Raw genomic sequence first — 14,593 nt, forward strand, 5'->3', positions numbered from 1 at the left:
GCGCCCCGCACGGACGAGGGCCGGTCCCCCGCGGTCTGCGGAGGGCCGGCCCTCGTGTGTGCGTGAGCTGGGGTCTACGCGCTGCGGCCGCCGCCGCGACGGTCGGCCGTACGGCCCGCCGCTCCCCCGCCGGACGTGGACCTGCGCGGGGCCCCGCGTCGCGATCCGCCGGTGGAGGCGCCCGTGGAACCCGCCGCGCCGGACCCGGAGCGGCGGGGGGAACCGCCGCCGGTCTTCCGGGCGCCTGCCTCGGGTGCCGCCTTGGCGGCGCCCTCGCCTCGGCGCCGCCGGCCCCCGCGCGAGGACGGCTTGGCGGTGCCGGTCTTGCGGGCCGGGCGGGACGCCGCCGGCTGCGGCTGCTCCGGCACCGTGATCGTGACGGCCACACCGGACGGCTCGCGGGCACCGGTGATCGTGGTCAGCACGGTGTCGCTCGACGTGATCCGGGACGTCCGCGGACGGATGCCCGCCTCCGACATGAGCCGGGTGACGTCCCGCTTCTGCTCGGGCAGGACGAGCGTGACGACGCTGCCGGAGCCGCCGGCGCGGGCCGTGCGGCCGCCCCGGTGCAGGTAGTCCTTGTGGTCGGTCGGCGGGTCGACGTTCACGACGAGGTCGAGGTCGTCGACGTGTATGCCGCGTGCCGCGACGTTGGTCGCCACCAGCGCGGTGACGTCGCCGTTCTTGAACTGCTCGAGGGTGCGGTTGCGCTGCGGCTGGGAGCGGCCCCCGTGCAGTGCGGCGGCGCGGACGCCGACCGCCAGCAGCCGCTTGGCGAGCCGGTCGGCGGACCTCTTGGTGTCCAGGAAGAGGATGACCCGGCCGTCACGGGCGGCGATGCGGGTGGTGACGGCCTTCTTGTCGGTCTCGTCGAGGAGGTGGAGCACATGGTGCTCCATGGTGCTGACCGCTCCGGCGGACGGGTCCACGGAGTGCACCACGGGGTCGGTGAGGAACCGCTGCACGAGACGGTCGATGTTCGCGTCCAGGGTGGCCGAGAACAGCAGCCGCTGGCCGTCGGGCCGCACCTGCTGGATCAGCCTGGTGATCTGCGGCAGGAAGCCCATGTCGGTCATCTGGTCGGCCTCGTCCAGCACCGTGATGCGCACCTGGTCGAGGACGCAGTCGCCGCGCTCCACGAGGTCGTTGAGCCGGCCGGGGGTGGCCACCAGGACCTCGGCCCCGCGCCGCAGCGCACCGGCCTGCTTGGTGATCGACAGCCCGCCGACGACGGTGGTCAGGCGCAGGTTCACGGAGGTCGCGTACGGCATCAGCGCGTCCGTCACCTGCTGGGCGAGCTCACGGGTCGGGACCAGCACCAGGGCGAGGGGCGCCTTGGGCTGAGCGCGCAGCCCGGCGGTGCGGGCCAGCAGGGCCAGCCCGAAGGCGAGCGTCTTACCGGAGCCGGTACGGCCCCGGCCCAGCAGGTCGCGCCCCGCGAGCGAGTTCGGCAGCGTGGCGGCCTGGATGGGGAAGGGGGTGGTCACGCCCTGGGCGGCGAGGGTCTTCAGCAGCGCTTCGGGCATGTCCAGACCGGCGAAGTCCTCGACGGCGGGAAGTGGGGGCGTCGTGCTTTCCGGCAACCGGAATTCCCTGTGCGACGGCGTGGGCGAGGCGGGTGCCGTAGCGCGTCGATTCGACTTCTGGGGTCTGCGGGCCATGCGGTTCTCTCTCTGCCTTCCTGGAAACAGCACAAACCGGGGTCCGCATCACAAGGATGCGGACCCCGGTGAGCGGACTACGTCCGGCGATCAGGCGGGGACGATGTTCTCCGCCTGCGGGCCCTTCTGGCCCTGCGTGACGTCGAAGGAGACCCGCTGGCCCTCCTGGAGCTCACGGAAGCCCTGCGACGCGATGTTCGAGTAGTGGGCGAAGACGTCAGGGCCGCCGCCGTCCTGCTCGATGAATCCGAAACCCTTTTCGGAGTTGAACCACTTCACGGTTCCCTGTGCCATGACGTTCTCCTTCTGATAGGCAGAGGCCCCATCCGGAGAAGCCGGTAAAAACGAATAATGCGCCTGATGGATGAACATTCCCGTCAGGCGCACATAGGTTCATGGGTACCACAACTGCAACTCCACAACCGTAGCACAGATCGGCCGGACGGCGGACGAGCCCTCCGGGTCGCGGGATCGGGAACCGGGGCGGTAATGCCGCTCCGGCGGGGTAAGCGGGGGTCGACCGGCCCCACCCGATCTGACCTGTGGAGAAGGATCCAGAATGACCGAGGACGCCTACCTGTTCCTGCTCGACGACGCCGACGCCTCCGCGCCGCCCGGCGTCGCCCCGGCCACCGTCGGTGATCTCGCCTGTATGGACACCCCGGCGGTGCGCGCGTGGCTGGACGCCCAGCGCGTCACGGCGACCGACCCGAGGCTGCGGCTCCTTCCGCCGGAGGAGACCGGGGCCATCCCCGAGGACGCCGAGCGCCTGCCCGTCCCGCTCGGCGACGAGGAACTGAGCCGCGTCCGGCACACGACGGCCCCGGAGCCGCTGGCCCGTGTCGAGGAGGAGCTCCTGGCCTGGCGCGACTGCGCGGGCGACCGGGACGGCATGATCGGGCGGGCCCTGGCCGCCGGGGTCGCCCCGCACCGGATCGTCGAGCTGACGGGCGTGGACCCCGCGACGGTGACGGCTGCGGCCCGCGGCTGACGGCGAGCCCTCCCCGCGGGCCGGAAGGTCACCCCCGCGGGCCCGGAGGCTCACCCCCGCGGGTCATCCGCCCGCTCCGGGGTCGGGCCGGACGGCGGAGGCGATCCCGGCGCGGGCCGCCTCCAGCTGGGCCGCGAAGGCGATGCCCAGGAACAGGGCGACGGCCGTCAGGTTGGCCCAGAGCAGCAGGGCGACGAACGCGGTGAGCGGGCCGTACACGGCGCCGAAGGCACCGCTCCCCTCCACGTACAGGCCGAGCAGCCAGGTGGCCGCCACCCACAGCACGAGGTGCACGGCCGACCCGAACGCGAGCCAGGTGTAGCCGGGCTGCACCCGGCGCGGGGCCCAGCGGAAGATCACGGCGGAGGCCACCCAGGCGAGGACCAGCCCGACGGGGACGCCGAGCACGCCCCACCACTGCGGGCCACCGTCCCGGCCGGCGGACGCCGCCACGGCGTCGCCTACGGCCTCACCCGCGACGAGGGCGACGAAGCCCAGACCCAGGGGCAGTCCCGCGGCGAGGGCGAGCACCATCGCGCGGGCGTACTTGCGGGGGAAGGGCCGGTCGCGCTCGATGCCGTAGATGCGGTTGGCGCCGCGCTCGATCTGGCCCATGGCCGAGGCCAGGTTGAGCAGCGCGAAGCCCAGGCCGAGCCACAGGGCGAGGGTGCTCCACACGTCGCCGTGGGCGGTGCGACGGGTGCCGTCGAAGGCGTCGGCGACGACGTCGGCGCTGGCGCCCGGCACGATCCGGCCGAGGGTGCGCTCGATGACGTCGCCGACCCCCTCGGTGTGCACGGAGGTGGCGAGCCCGACGAGGGCCACGGTGCACGGGACCAGACCGAGCACGACCTGGAAGGCGAGGGCGCGGGCGTTGCTGAATCCGTCGGCGTAGCGGAACCGTGCGAAGGAGTCGGTCAGCAGCCGCCATCCTCCGTAGTGACGCAGGGCGGTGAACGCCTCGTCGCCGGAGAGCTCTTCCCCGATCATGTCGCGGGTCTGTGGCACGCGGACGGCGGTACCCATGTTCGTTCGACGCTCCCTCGGTGTGCGGCTGTCCGTCTCCGGATGCCCGGGAACCGTCACGCCCCACCTCGCGAGGAGCGGAAAAAGCCGTGGGCCCGGCCTGGTGCGGCCGGGCCCGGCGGGTCAGCTCTGCTTCTGCCCCTGGCGCGCCACCTGGCCGGTCACGTCGGCCACCTGGCCGGCCGGCGGGGCCTCGGCCCCGACGTCGGTGCCGAAGTCGGTGTACTCCGTCACCGTGCTGACCTTGACCTGCTGGGACGAACCGCCCGCGCCGGGCTCGGCGGAGGCCGGTGTCTTGACGGTCATGTCGATCTGCTGGCGCCGGATGCGGCCGTCGTCGTCGAGCCAGAGCCGCATGGGCAGTGTCGGGCCGACCTGGTCGCGCAGCCGCTCGCCGCCGGGCAGCCGGGAGACGTCGACGGAGACGTCGTAGCGGACGGTGTCGACACCGTTGATCTTCTCGGATCCCGCCTTGCGGACGTCGTCGTCGCTGATCGCCTTGGCGTAGGCGGCGGACTGGGCCGGGTCACCGATCTGTCCCGGGTCGGCGCCCTGCTGCTCCGCGACCTTCCGCAGGTCGATCTTCATCCAGGCCTTGCCGTCCTTCTTCTGCCCGGGCACCTTCTGATAGAGCACCTGGTCGACCACGCGCTGCTCGACGGTCCGGCCCGCGGCGGTGACGGTCATGGTGCTCTCGCCGTCCTCGAAGTCGATGGCGCCCTTGCCGTCGGAGCTGACCGTCTTCCCCTCGGCCGCGGCCCTGACCTTCACCGTCATCTTCGCCGTGTCGGCTTCGGCCGTCTTGTCGTAGGCGCCGCGCACGGCCTGTGTGCCCTGCTGCCGACCGCCGTCGCTCTCGCCGGCCGCCGCGGGCTTGCCGGCCTCCGGTTCGCTGTCGCCCCCGCAGGCCGTCAGTACGACGCTGCCCAGCAGGACGGCCGTACCGATCGCGGACGCCCTCGCCCCTCTGCTCCGCATGTGCTCCCTTTCTCCTCACAGTGCCGACACCCTCCGACGCGCCGTCGGCGTGCGACGTGGGTGCCCCCGAGCGGGCGCGATACGCCCGGAGACAGGGGAGGTTGACCGGATGAGGAGGTGTGGGGCACGTCCTTCGGTCATGTCGGCGGGTGCGGGGAGTGCCTGGATGGGCACCTGGTACTGCGGGTTGCCGTCGGCCCGGCAAGCGGAACATGAAGATCCGGTACGTCGGGTCAGCGCACCGTCCAACGCGGGGCCGTGCGGGCCCACTCCTCCTCCCACCGGGCGAGGTTGCGCAGCTCCAGCCGGCGGACGGCCCAGCGGTGGGCGATCGCCGCGGCGACGGGCACGGCGATCGCGGCGAGGACGGCACAGCCGAGCGCGCTGTCGCGGACCTGATCCCGGGTCAGGGGCGGTCCGGTGACCTCGCCTTCGGCGTCGACCCACACCCGGATCGTGCTGCCCGCGGGCAGGGACGGAGGCACCTTCGCCTCGGCGGTGCGGGTGCGGCCCCCGTCGTCGGTGAAGCGGACGGTGACCGGATAGCGGGCCTTCCCGGCCTCGTCACTGCCCGGTTCCAGGTGACGGGGGGCGTCGTGCTCGGTGACGGCGGTGGCCTCGTGACGGGTGGCGGCCTGGTGGCGGGCCTTGTGCAGGTAATGGCGATGAGCGGCGTCGCCGGCCAGGAACATGGCGGCGGGTGTGGCCGCCAGGACGGCGAGGAACAGGCCGAGGGCGATCCACGCCTGCGCCAGGTCGGCGGGGCGACGCAGCGGGTTGCGCCGCAATCGCCAGGTCAGGACGTGGCGGGGTTCCTCGGGAACGGGGTCGTCCGGCGGTGGCTGTGCCGGGGGGATCGCGCGGGCCATGGTCTCTCCTTCCGCGTGGCCGGCTTCCGGGGGCTGTCCGGCGAAGGACAGCGACCAGGGGTGGCCGTTCAGGCACGTCGTCCCGCCGGGTGGTCGGGCGGGACGTGTGCGGGGGAGCCTCGGGTGGAACGACCCGCGGCCTTGTTCACGCGGCCGCCCACCCGTCAGCCGCGTGAAACGACCCCGCGGGTCGCTCCACCTAGCGCGGGTGACGGGCGGAGTCGCCGGGGCCCGGTGCGGCCGACGGGTGGGCGTGCACGGCCTGCAGGAGGGCGGCGGCGCCGCGTACGGCGGCGGTGTGCGGGGCGGGCACGGGCTTCACGGGGGCGTGCAGCTGTTCCGTCAGGCGGTAGGTGATGTCGGGGCGCAGTGCCCCGCCGCCGGCCAGGAGGATGCCGCGCCGCAGGGCGCCGAGGGTCTGCGGGGTGTCGTCCTGTTCCAGGACGGCGGTCACCATGGCGGTGACCGCCTCGGTGATACGCGCGGGCGGCGCCGACCGGTCGAGGTCGCTGGTGCCCACCGTGGTGCGGCGGGCGTCGGTCACCGTGCCGTCGGTGAGCAGGACGACGTCGGTGACGTGGGCGCCGATGTCCGCCACGAGCAGGGGCCGGCTCAGGTCGGCGCCGGCCGCCTCGGCCACGGCCCGGGCCGCCGGGACCGTGAGCACGCTCTGCGGCCGCAGGGCCTCGGCCGCGCTGCGGGCCTGCGCGCGGAAACTCACGCCCCCGAGGACGGGCGCCGCCACGATGACCAGGGGTCTGCCCAGCCGGGGCAGACGGTGGCCGAGCAGCCGGTCGAGCATCCGGGCGGTGCCGGGGGTGTCGACGATGACGCCGCGCCGTATGGGGTGCAGGGGGCCGTCGCCGAACGTCACCGTGGGGACGTCGAAGAGCAGGCCGTGGCCCGGCAGCCAGGCGCGGGTGCGGGCGCTGCCCAGATCGAGGGCGACGCCGGCGCAGCGCCGGGGCCAGGACCGGTGCCGGGCCCTGGCCGCGTGGGGGTCGACCGCCGTCACCGCCGGGCCTCCTTGACCTGCTGGCACCGCGCGCAGTAGCGGGCCTGGGGCACGATCATCAGACGGTCGCGGTCGATGGTCCGGCGGCACAGACGGCAGGTGCCGAAGTCGCCGTCGTCCATGCGGGCCAGGGCCGCCTCGACATCGGCGAGGACCATGCGCGCGGAGGCGGCGAGCTTGACGCGCACCTCGATACGGCCCGCGGCCCGGCGGTCGGGCAGCGCCTCGGCGCGCGGCAGAGCCGCGACCGTGAGCTGCTGCAGCTGCTCCCGGCGGAACAGGAGCTGCTCGTGCAGGTTCTCGCGGAGCGCCGCGAGGTCCTCGGCCGACAGGGCCGCGTTGCGGTCACCGGTGATCTGGTTCACCACTTCACCCCTTCGGGCAGGGCGGGAGAGACGGAGACGGACGGGGGGTGTCGTCAGGCGGTGGTCCGTCGGCAGGGCACGCAGTACGGCGCGTACGGCAGGATCTCCAGGCGTTCGGCCGGGATCGGCTTGGCGCAGCCCTGGCAGGTGCCGTAGCTGCCGTCCTCGACGCGGGCGAAGGCGGCGTCGATCTCCTTGAGGACGCGTTCCAGGGTCTCCTTCTGCGCCGTCATCAGGTGTTCCGCGGCCTCCTCCCCCGCCTCGGCGAGGGCCTGGAGCTGGGTGAGCCGGGTGGCGCGCTCGTGCTCCAGCCGCTGACGGGTCTCGTGGGCCGTCGCGGGCTTGAGACGGTGATCGGTCGGGGTGGTGTCGAGAGACATGGCGTGTCCTGGCGTCGAAGTGTTCGTGACGGGGCGGTGCGTACGGAGAAGGCCTGCCGGGGGGCAGGCCTGGCGGATGCGGGGCCCGGGATCACGGTGGCTGGGTCATGCCCCCACCGTGGCCGACCGCGCGCGGAAATCCCATCGGGCGCGATACCCATTTACGGACCGTCCCGCGCGGGGGCGGACGCGGCCCCGACGGGTGGAAATGGGCACTGGCACCCATCGACGGAACGGCCGGCCGCGAGCAGGCTGGGGCTCAGGCCGGTCCGCGGCCATGGCCGGAGCCCATGCTCGGGGTGCGCGGTGACCGAAAGGGAGGACAGAGCCCTGTCCCAAGGAGAGAGGCGTCATCGCGGTGTCCCTGTTCTGGCGGATCTTCGCCCTCAACGCCGTGGTCCTGGGTACGGCGACCGGGTTGCTGCTGTGGGCGCCGGTCACCGTCTCCGTGCCGGTGCTGCTGACCGAGGCGGTCATCCTGGTGGGCGGTCTGGCCGTGATGCTGATCGCCAACGCGGCGCTGCTGCGCATCGGGCTGGCCCCGCTGGGCCGGCTCACCCGGCTGATGACCACTGTCGACCTGCTGCGGCCCGGACAGCGCCTGCCGGAGCGGGGGCGGGGTGAGACCGCCGAGTTGATCAGCGGCTTCAACGCCATGCTGGAGCGGCTCGAGCACGAGCGCGCCGCCAGCAGCGCGCGGGCCCTGCTCGCGCAGGAGGGCGAACGGCGCCGTATCGCCCAGGAGCTGCACGACGAGGTCGGCCAGAGCATGACCGCCATCCTGCTGGTGCTGAAGAGGGCGGCGGACGAGGCCGAGGAGCCCCTGCGCGGTGAGCTGCAGCAGGCGCAGGAGATCACCCGGGAGAGCCTGGACGAGGTCCGCCGGCTGGTGCGCCGGCTCCGCCCCGGCGTCCTGGAGGACCTCGGTCTGGTGAGTGCGCTGACCTCGCTGACGACGGAGTTCGCCACCCACACCGGGCTGCGGGTGGCCCGCCGTTTCGACGCCGACCTGCCCGCGCTGGACCCGGAGACCGAGCTGGTGCTGTACCGGGTCGCGCAGGAGGCCCTGACGAACGCGGCCCGCCACGCCGAGGCCGGGAGGCTGGAGATGAGTCTGCGTCACACCGGGGACACGGTGACCCTGTCCGTCACCGACGACGGCCGCGGCACGGGGGTCGCGCGCGAGGGCGCGGGGATCCGCGGCATGCGCGAGCGGGCCCTGCTCGTGGGGGCCACGCTGGACATCACCTCCGCACCGCGGGCCGGGACACAGGTCCGGCTCGCGGTGCCCGTCCCGTCCGTCCCCGGAGAGCAGTCATGACCGCCACCGACACATCCGTGATCCGCATCCTCCTCGCCGACGACCACGCGCTGGTACGGCGCGGGGTGCGGCTGATCCTCGACCGGGAGCCGGATCTGGAGGTCGTCGCGGAGGCCGGCGACGGCGCCGAGGCGGTCGCGCTGGCCCGCGGCCAGGACGTCGACCTGGCCGTCCTGGACATCACCATGCCCCGGATGACGGGGCTTCAGGCCGCCCGTGAACTCAACGCGCTGAAGCCGGACGTGCGGGTGCTGATCCTGACGATGCACGACAACGAGCAGTACTTCTTCCAGGCGCTGAAGGCGGGGGCGAGCGGCTACGTGCTGAAGTCGGTGGCCGACCGCGACCTGGTCACCGCCTGCCGCGCCGCCATGCGCGACGAGCCCTTCCTCTACCCGGGCGCGGTCACCGCCCTGATCCGCAACTACCTCGACCGGGTCCGCCACGGCGAGGAGCCTCCCGGGCAGGTCCTCACACCCCGTGAGGAGGAGGTGCTCAAGCTCGTCGCCGAGGGCCACTCGTCCAAGGAGATCGCCGAGCTCCTGTTCATCAGCATCAAGACGGTCCACCGGCACCGGGCGAACCTGCTGCACAAGCTGGGCCTGCGCGACCGTCTGGAGCTCACCCGGTACGCCATCCGGGCCGGGCTCATCGAGCCCTGAGCCGCCCCGCCCTCCCGGCCGTCCGAGGTCCCGGCCGCCTGCTTCCCGGTCAGGATCCTCGGGCCCCGACCGCCTGACACAGCCAGAGAACCGGACAAGGGGGACGACGTATGGCACGCACCGCACGCGCCGTCCCCCGTGCCGCGGGGCCGGTCGCCGTCCTGCTCGCCGTGCTCCTGGCGCTCCTGAGCCCGCCGGCCCACAGTGCCCCGCGCCCCTCCCCCGCGTCCCCGGCGACCAGCGGTGCGCCGTCGGCGGACGACGGACACGATCACGTCCGTCCCGCCGTGGTCCGCGGCCAGGGCGACGCCTCCGCCGAACGGCCGGCGCCGCCCGCCGTACCCGCCGCGCGCTGCGCGCCGCACCGCGCACCGTCCCCCGCCCGCACACCCCTCGGCGCGGCGGCCGCGCCGGAGCGCACCCACCCGGGCAACGCCCACCACCGGCGTGCTCCGCCACCCGCCTCCGGCATCTGACGCACGTCGTTCCCTTCCCCGCCCGACCCCGGTCACCGTGGTGGCCGTGGTGTGCCTGCCGGAGGCCCCCCTTGACCCGCGCCCTGCGCCTCAGAGGGCTGCTCGCCCTCGCCGTGATCGCCCTGTCCCTGTTCATCTCGTTCACCGTGCCCGTACGCCTCGGGCTCGATCTGCGCGGCGGTACGCAGATCGTCCTGGAGACCCGCCCCGGCAAGGGCGACTCCGCCGCCGAGGCCACCGACCGCACCCTGGAGGTGCTGCGCGACCGTATCGACGCGCTCGGTGTCGCCGAGCCCTCCCTGTCCCGCTCCGGCACCGACCGGATCGTCGTGGAACTGCCCGGCGTCCAGGACCCGGCCCGCGCCGCGGACGTGCTCGGCCGCACCGCGCAGCTCACCTTCCACGAGGTCCTCGGCACGGCCTCCCCGAAGGCGGGGGCATCCCCGAAGGCGGGGGCCGGCGGCCCGCGCGTGCTGGAGGACGAGACGGGACAGCCCCTGCGGCTGGCCGCGGCCTCGCTGACCGGCAAGGACGTCGAGGAGGCCGCCGCCCGCCTCGACCAGCGGGGCGGGGCCGGCTGGCACGTCGCCCTCGACTTCAAGGGCAGCGGCGGCGACGGCTGGGCCGGGCTGACCGGCAAGGCGGCCTGCCGTCCCGCCGGGGACCCGGGGCGGCGGGTGGCCATCGTCCTGGACGACAAGGTCATCTCCTCGCCGCAGGTCGACCCCTCGGTGCGCTGCGGCACCGGCATCGGCGGCGGGGCCACGCGGATCACCGGGTCCTTCGGCGCCGAGGAGGCCAAGGAACTCGCCCTGCTCATCAACGGCGGCGCCCTGCCGGTGCCCGTGGAGACGGTCGAGCAGCGCACGGTCGGGCCGACGCTGGGCGCCGAGGCCATCACCGCCAGCGCCTGGGCCGCCGCCGTCGGCACCGCGCTGACCGGCGTGTTCATCATCGCCGTGTACCGGCTGCTCGGCGCCCTGGCCGTCGTCGCGCTGGCCTGCTACGGCCTCATCTCCTACGCCGCGCTGGTCGCGCTCGGCGCCACGCTCACCCTGCCGGGTCTCGCCGGGTTCGTCCTGGCGATCGGCATGGCCGTCGACGCGAACGTCCTCGTCTTCGAGCGCGCCCGCGAGGAGTACGCCGCCCGCACCCGGCCGAGCCCGCGGTCCTCCCTCGCGGCGGGATTCAAGGGAGCGTTCAGCGCGATCGCCGACTCCAACATCACCACGCTCATCGCCGCCGGACTGCTGTTCTTCCTGGCCTCCGGCCCGGTGCGCGGCTTCGGCGTCACCCTGGGCATCGGTGTGCTCGCCTCCATGTTCAGCGCCCTGGTCGTCACCCGCGTCCTCGCCGATCCCGTGGTCGACCGGCCCTGGCTGCGCCGCCGCGCGCGACTGACCGGCATCGCGCACACCGGCGCGGTCCGGGACCGGCTGGCCCGCAGGGAGCCCCGGCTGATGCGGCGCCCGCGGCGCTGGCTGGCCCTGTCCGCGGCGGCGCTGGCACTGGCCGCGTCGGGCATCGCGGTGCGCGGCCTGGACTTCGGTGTCGAGTTCACCGGCGGCCGGCTCATCGAGTACGGCACCTCCTCCCCCGTCGACCCGGACCGGGCCCGTGCCGCGCTCGCGGACGCCGGCTTCCCCGGGGCCGTCGTGCAGTCGTCCGGGGATCAGCGGATCAGCGTGCGCACCGACCGGCTGACGAACGCCGAGGCGTCGGCCGTCACTAGGGCGGTCGGCGCGGTGGGCGGCGGAGCTGACAAGCTCCGGGACGAGACCATCGGCCCGAGCCTCGGCAAGGAGCTGCGCCGGGGCGCCCTCATCGCGCTGGCCGTCGCGCTGGGCGCGCAACTGCTGTATCTGTCCGCCCGCTTCCGCTGGCTGTTCGGCACGGCGGCCGTCGCTGCCCTGGCCCATGACGTGGTGATCCTCGTCGGAGTCTTCGCGTGGCTGGGCAAGCCGATCGACGGCGTCTTCCTGGCGGCGCTGCTCACCGTCATCGGCTACTCGGTCAACGACTCGGTCGTCGTGTTCGACAGGGTCCGGTACTTGGTGCGGCGCAGCCCCGAGGCGCCCTTCGCGACGCTCGCGAACCGGGCACTGCTGCAGACACTGCCCCGCACCGTGAACACCGGCATGGGGGCGGCGTTCATCCTGACCGCGCTGGCCGTGTTCGGCGGCGACTCCCTCACCGACTTCGCGCTGGCCCTGCTCATCGGGGTCGCGGTGGGGACGTACTCCTCGATGTTCACGGCCACACCGCTCGCCATCGAGCTGCACCGGCGTGGGTAGCGGGTCGGGCCGCGGTCACAGGGCCCAGACGAGCAGCGCGCCGCCGGCGGCGGACACCGTGTACCAGGTGCCGTCGCCCAGCGCCCTGGGCGGGCCGGACACCTCGACGGGGTAGGCGAGCCGGTCGAGCAGCCGCATGGAGGCCGGGTCGACGAGCCAGTGCCGGCCCGGCCCGAACTCCTCGTCGCTCTCGGCGGTCCCCACCACGAGGGTGTCCTCGTCGACGAAGCCGCCCTCGTAGTCGAAGTACGCGCGGGTCTCGTCGTCCTCGGTGTCCTCCTCGGCCGCCGGATGCGGGGGAACCGCGTCCGCGTCCAGGGTGGCCGTCACCGAGCCGTCGGCGGTGCGGTGCACGGCGAGGGTGTCCTGGTCGTGGGTGACGGTGAGCAGCCGGTCCCCCGAGGGGCTCACCGCGAGCAGGACGCGGTCCGCGCCGCCGAAGGCGTCCACGGCGAGCCGCCGGCCGTCCCAGCGCCCCCAGCGCAGGGGTGCGCCGTCCTGGCCCTCGCCGATGCTCAGGCCCATCTGGCCGGGGTCGGGGTGCGGGACGTGGACGGAACCGGCCGCCGCCGTGCCGGTGGCGGCTCGGTCCAGCACCGTGCCGTCGGCGGCGTCGAGGACCAGCCACTCCTCCGCGCCGTCCTGGCCCGTGTCCGCGTCCGCCGACGGGCCGCGCACATGGGCCCAGACGAGCTTGCCGTCGGCGGCGAAGGCGACCGAGCCGCTGTCGGAGTACCGGTGGTCCCGGTCGTCCGCGTAGCCGGCGACGTCCGTGTGTCCCGCGCACCCCGCCCAGCAGCGGTGCCGCAGCTCCCAGCGCACATGGCCCGCCCGGTCGACGGCCCGCAGGCCGTGCCGTCCCGCGAACACGGCGAGGTCGGCGGCGGGCGACACCGCCCACGAGCCGAACCCGCGCGGCCAGGGCGCGGGAAAGCGGATCGTCGAGACCGGTGCCCACCCCGCGAGTTCACGCACGATGAGCTCGGCGTCGTCCCGTTGGACGAGGAGCCGCGACGCGGGCCCGGACGTCAGGCACGGGGCCGTGTCGAAGCCGGTGGAGGGCGAGGGGGCGTCGAGCGAGACGACGAGGCGAGCTGAGCGCGGCACGAGGGCTCCGTAGGGGGCTGGGTACTCCTGCCGGAACCCTAGATCAGGCCACTGACACCGCCCTAGGCGGCCAGCGTCTCGTCCTCGGGCTTGCCGTCGCGGCGGTCGGCGCCGTAGCGCTCCAGGAGGGCGTCCGCGGCCCGGAGGGCGTCGGGGGCGGTGCGGGCGCCGGTCATCACGCACAGCGTGTAGGTGGCGTCCTCGAGCGCCCGGCTGGTGTGGCCGGTGGGAAGGACGTCGTGGGCGATGCGCGCCTGCGCGAACCGGGCCAGTGCGCTGCGCAGTTCCTTCTCCGCCGGCAGGATCATGGCGATTCCTCTCTCCCGAGACATGGCCGCGGTACGGCCGACTCCCCTCGCGGGGAGGCCCGATGTCCGTCCCCGCACAACACCGCCCGGCACCGTGCGGCGCCGAGCTGATCACCAGGTGCCCCGGGGCGGGCGGTCCATGCCTGCCGGCTGCACGGAAGTGTGCGCCAGGAAAGGATCCGGCCACGGCTCACGCCGGGGGGCGTCGCCCCCAGGCCGTCAGCAGGCCGGCCGACAGCGCGGCGCACGCGTCGGAGTCCAGGTAGCGGATCCCCTCGTCGACGGCCGCGTCGTCCACGAGGCCGGTGGCGCGCATCGCCGCGCGGCTGCGCTCCCAGGTGTCGGCCCAGAACCGGCTGATGGGGCTGCCGGGCACCAGCGGCGGCACATGGATCTCGGCGGCGACCTGTTCGAGCCCGGCCTCGCGCAGCAGCCGCGGGTACGACGGCACCCAGGTGACGTCCGTGCCGATGGTCTCCCGCAGTCCGCGCCACATCGCGCGCATCACCCGGGTGTAGGGCGTGCCGGGCGCACGGTCACTGGTCAGGTCGACGGCGTCGCCGAGCACCAGGTAGCCGCCGGGCTCGACCTGCTCGGCGAGGGCCCGGATCACCCGGTCGCGGTCGGGCAGGTGCATCAGCACGAAGCGGGCGTGGACGAGGTGGAAGCGGCCGGACACGAAGTCCGGTGCGGTGACGTCGGCCTCCCGCACGTCCAGGCCGGGGACGGCCCGCGCGGCGAGGAAGCGGACGTCGCGGTCGACGGCGAGGACACCGCTCACGCCGGCCTCGTCCAGCAGCCGGCGTGCGACCGTGCCGGTGCCCGCGCCCACGTCCAGGCAGCGCCACCCGGGTCCGGCGCCGAGGGCCCGCAGCCGGGCCAGGGTGACGTCGTCGTAGGCGAGGGCGCCGAAGTCGACGCGCTCCTCCTCGCCCTGCTGTTCGGGCGGGAAGACGGCCTCGCCGTACCGGCCGCCGCCGGGGCTCATCGGGCCACCGGCGTGCGGGCGGGCAGTGTCATGGCCGGACCTCGTGGTGGGGGTGCGGGGGGGGGCCGCCCGGGGGGCGCCCCCCCCCCCCAACAGCACCCGCGCCCCCCCCCACCCCCCCCCCGCGCCCCGGCGGGACCCAAAAGGGCCCA

The 14,593-nt window shown here is 74.4% G+C and carries 16 protein-coding genes; 5 read left to right on the top strand and 11 right to left on the bottom strand.

Annotated features, from left to right (window positions below):
* Positions 1-74 precede the first annotated feature (74 nt).
* Both ACFRAC_RS27370 and ACFRAC_RS27375 read right to left on the bottom strand, forming a co-directional pair.
* On the bottom strand, positions 75-1,661 hold the full coding sequence (locus ACFRAC_RS27370) for a DEAD/DEAH box helicase (RefSeq protein WP_382931655.1): 1,587 nt from the start codon (positions 1,659-1,661) through the stop codon (positions 75-77).
* A 90-nt stretch (positions 1,662-1,751) separates the two neighbouring features.
* Positions 1,752-1,955, bottom strand: coding sequence for a cold-shock protein (locus tag ACFRAC_RS27375; protein ID WP_355727909.1), 204 nt, complete (start codon positions 1,953-1,955; stop codon positions 1,752-1,754).
* A 265-nt stretch (positions 1,956-2,220) separates the two neighbouring features.
* Here ACFRAC_RS27375 and ACFRAC_RS27380 point away from each other — a divergent pair, with 265 nt between their 5' ends.
* Positions 2,221-2,652: a DUF6003 family protein gene (locus ACFRAC_RS27380; protein ID WP_382931667.1), complete on the top strand. Its 432-nt coding sequence runs from the start codon at positions 2,221-2,223 to the stop codon at positions 2,650-2,652.
* A 63-nt stretch (positions 2,653-2,715) separates the two neighbouring features.
* Here ACFRAC_RS27380 and ACFRAC_RS27385 read toward each other — a convergent pair whose 3' ends face one another.
* The 6 genes from ACFRAC_RS27385 to ACFRAC_RS27410 form a co-directional block, all read right to left on the bottom strand.
* Positions 2,716-3,678: a YihY/virulence factor BrkB family protein gene (locus ACFRAC_RS27385; protein ID WP_382931680.1), complete on the bottom strand. Its 963-nt coding sequence runs from the start codon at positions 3,676-3,678 to the stop codon at positions 2,716-2,718.
* Positions 3,679-3,801: 123 nt separating this feature from the next.
* The gene (locus tag ACFRAC_RS27390) at positions 3,802-4,656 is read right to left on the bottom strand and encodes a hypothetical protein (RefSeq protein ID WP_382931685.1); all 855 of its coding nucleotides are present in this window, start codon (positions 4,654-4,656) and stop codon (positions 3,802-3,804) included.
* 233 nt (positions 4,657-4,889) lie between these two features.
* Positions 4,890-5,525, bottom strand: a complete 636-nt coding sequence (locus tag ACFRAC_RS27395; protein WP_382931692.1) for a hypothetical protein — start codon at positions 5,523-5,525, stop codon at positions 4,890-4,892.
* Between the two features lie 199 nt (positions 5,526-5,724).
* Positions 5,725-6,540, bottom strand: a complete 816-nt coding sequence (locus ACFRAC_RS27400) for a rod shape-determining protein (RefSeq protein WP_382931698.1) — start codon at positions 6,538-6,540, stop codon at positions 5,725-5,727.
* Complete coding sequence (locus ACFRAC_RS27405) at positions 6,537-6,908, bottom strand: TraR/DksA family transcriptional regulator (RefSeq protein ID WP_382931702.1); 372 nt, start codon at positions 6,906-6,908, stop codon at positions 6,537-6,539. Before ACFRAC_RS27405 ends, ACFRAC_RS27400 begins: the two co-directional genes overlap by 4 nt.
* A 50-nt stretch (positions 6,909-6,958) precedes the next feature.
* Positions 6,959-7,285 (bottom strand): TraR/DksA C4-type zinc finger protein, encoded by a 327-nt coding sequence (locus tag ACFRAC_RS27410; RefSeq protein ID WP_382931708.1) that lies wholly within the window; start codon positions 7,283-7,285, stop codon positions 6,959-6,961.
* A gap of 358 nt (positions 7,286-7,643) precedes the next feature.
* On the opposite strand from ACFRAC_RS27410, the gene ACFRAC_RS27415 reads away from it, so the two are divergent.
* From ACFRAC_RS27415 to secD, 4 genes are all read left to right on the top strand, one after another.
* Complete coding sequence (locus tag ACFRAC_RS27415; protein WP_382931715.1) at positions 7,644-8,606, top strand: HAMP domain-containing sensor histidine kinase; 963 nt, start codon at positions 7,644-7,646, stop codon at positions 8,604-8,606.
* Entirely contained in the window at positions 8,603-9,268 is a 666-nt protein-coding gene (locus tag ACFRAC_RS27420) for a response regulator (protein WP_382931724.1), read from the top strand. Before ACFRAC_RS27415 ends, ACFRAC_RS27420 begins: the two co-directional genes overlap by 4 nt.
* Before the next feature lie 110 nt (positions 9,269-9,378).
* Positions 9,379-9,744, top strand: a complete 366-nt coding sequence (locus ACFRAC_RS27425; protein WP_382931730.1) for a hypothetical protein — start codon at positions 9,379-9,381, stop codon at positions 9,742-9,744.
* A gap of 71 nt (positions 9,745-9,815) precedes the next feature.
* Complete coding sequence (gene secD / locus ACFRAC_RS27430; protein WP_382931748.1) at positions 9,816-12,038, top strand: protein translocase subunit SecD; 2,223 nt, start codon at positions 9,816-9,818, stop codon at positions 12,036-12,038.
* Positions 12,039-12,053: 15 nt separating this feature from the next.
* Here the strand turns inward: secD and ACFRAC_RS27435 are convergent, their stop codons facing one another.
* From ACFRAC_RS27435 to ACFRAC_RS27445, 3 genes are all read right to left on the bottom strand, one after another.
* Positions 12,054-13,145, bottom strand: coding sequence for a hypothetical protein (locus tag ACFRAC_RS27435; protein ID WP_382931752.1), 1,092 nt, complete (start codon positions 13,143-13,145; stop codon positions 12,054-12,056).
* 62 nt (positions 13,146-13,207) lie between these two features.
* Positions 13,208-13,453, bottom strand: coding sequence for a DUF5133 domain-containing protein (locus ACFRAC_RS27440; protein ID WP_382931758.1), 246 nt, complete (start codon positions 13,451-13,453; stop codon positions 13,208-13,210).
* Between the two features lie 190 nt (positions 13,454-13,643).
* Positions 13,644-14,441, bottom strand: coding sequence for a class I SAM-dependent methyltransferase (locus ACFRAC_RS27445; RefSeq protein ID WP_382931765.1), 798 nt, complete (start codon positions 14,439-14,441; stop codon positions 13,644-13,646).
* Positions 14,442-14,593: the final 152 nt, after the last annotated feature.

Origin of the sequence: Streptomyces sp. NPDC056628 (genome assembly GCF_042792555.1) — a bacterium.
In the GTDB taxonomy this organism is placed as follows: Bacteria; Actinomycetota; Actinomycetes; order Streptomycetales; family Streptomycetaceae; genus Streptomyces.

What these genes read in the sequence shown, in the direction of transcription:
- ACFRAC_RS27395 (WP_382931692.1), bottom strand. Translation starts at nt 5,525, where the DNA reads ATGGCCCGCGCGATCCCCCCGGCACAGCCACCGCCGGACGACCCCGTT.
- ACFRAC_RS27440 (WP_382931758.1), bottom strand. Translation starts at nt 13,453, where the DNA reads ATGATCCTGCCGGCGGAGAAGGAACTGCGCAGCGCACTGGCCCGGTTC.
- ACFRAC_RS27380 (WP_382931667.1), top strand. Translation starts at nt 2,221, where the DNA reads ATGACCGAGGACGCCTACCTGTTCCTGCTCGACGACGCCGACGCCTCC.
- ACFRAC_RS27370 (WP_382931655.1), bottom strand. Translation starts at nt 1,661, where the DNA reads ATGGCCCGCAGACCCCAGAAGTCGAATCGACGCGCTACGGCACCCGCC.
- ACFRAC_RS27385 (WP_382931680.1), bottom strand. Translation starts at nt 3,678, where the DNA reads ATGGGTACCGCCGTCCGCGTGCCACAGACCCGCGACATGATCGGGGAA.
- ACFRAC_RS27445 (WP_382931765.1), bottom strand. Translation starts at nt 14,441, where the DNA reads ATGAGCCCCGGCGGCGGCCGGTACGGCGAGGCCGTCTTCCCGCCCGAA.
- ACFRAC_RS27390 (WP_382931685.1), bottom strand. Translation starts at nt 4,656, where the DNA reads ATGCGGAGCAGAGGGGCGAGGGCGTCCGCGATCGGTACGGCCGTCCTG.
- ACFRAC_RS27410 (WP_382931708.1), bottom strand. Translation starts at nt 7,285, where the DNA reads ATGTCTCTCGACACCACCCCGACCGATCACCGTCTCAAGCCCGCGACG.
- ACFRAC_RS27420 (WP_382931724.1), top strand. Translation starts at nt 8,603, where the DNA reads ATGACCGCCACCGACACATCCGTGATCCGCATCCTCCTCGCCGACGAC.
- ACFRAC_RS27425 (WP_382931730.1), top strand. Translation starts at nt 9,379, where the DNA reads ATGGCACGCACCGCACGCGCCGTCCCCCGTGCCGCGGGGCCGGTCGCC.
- ACFRAC_RS27375 (WP_355727909.1), bottom strand. Translation starts at nt 1,955, where the DNA reads ATGGCACAGGGAACCGTGAAGTGGTTCAACTCCGAAAAGGGTTTCGGA.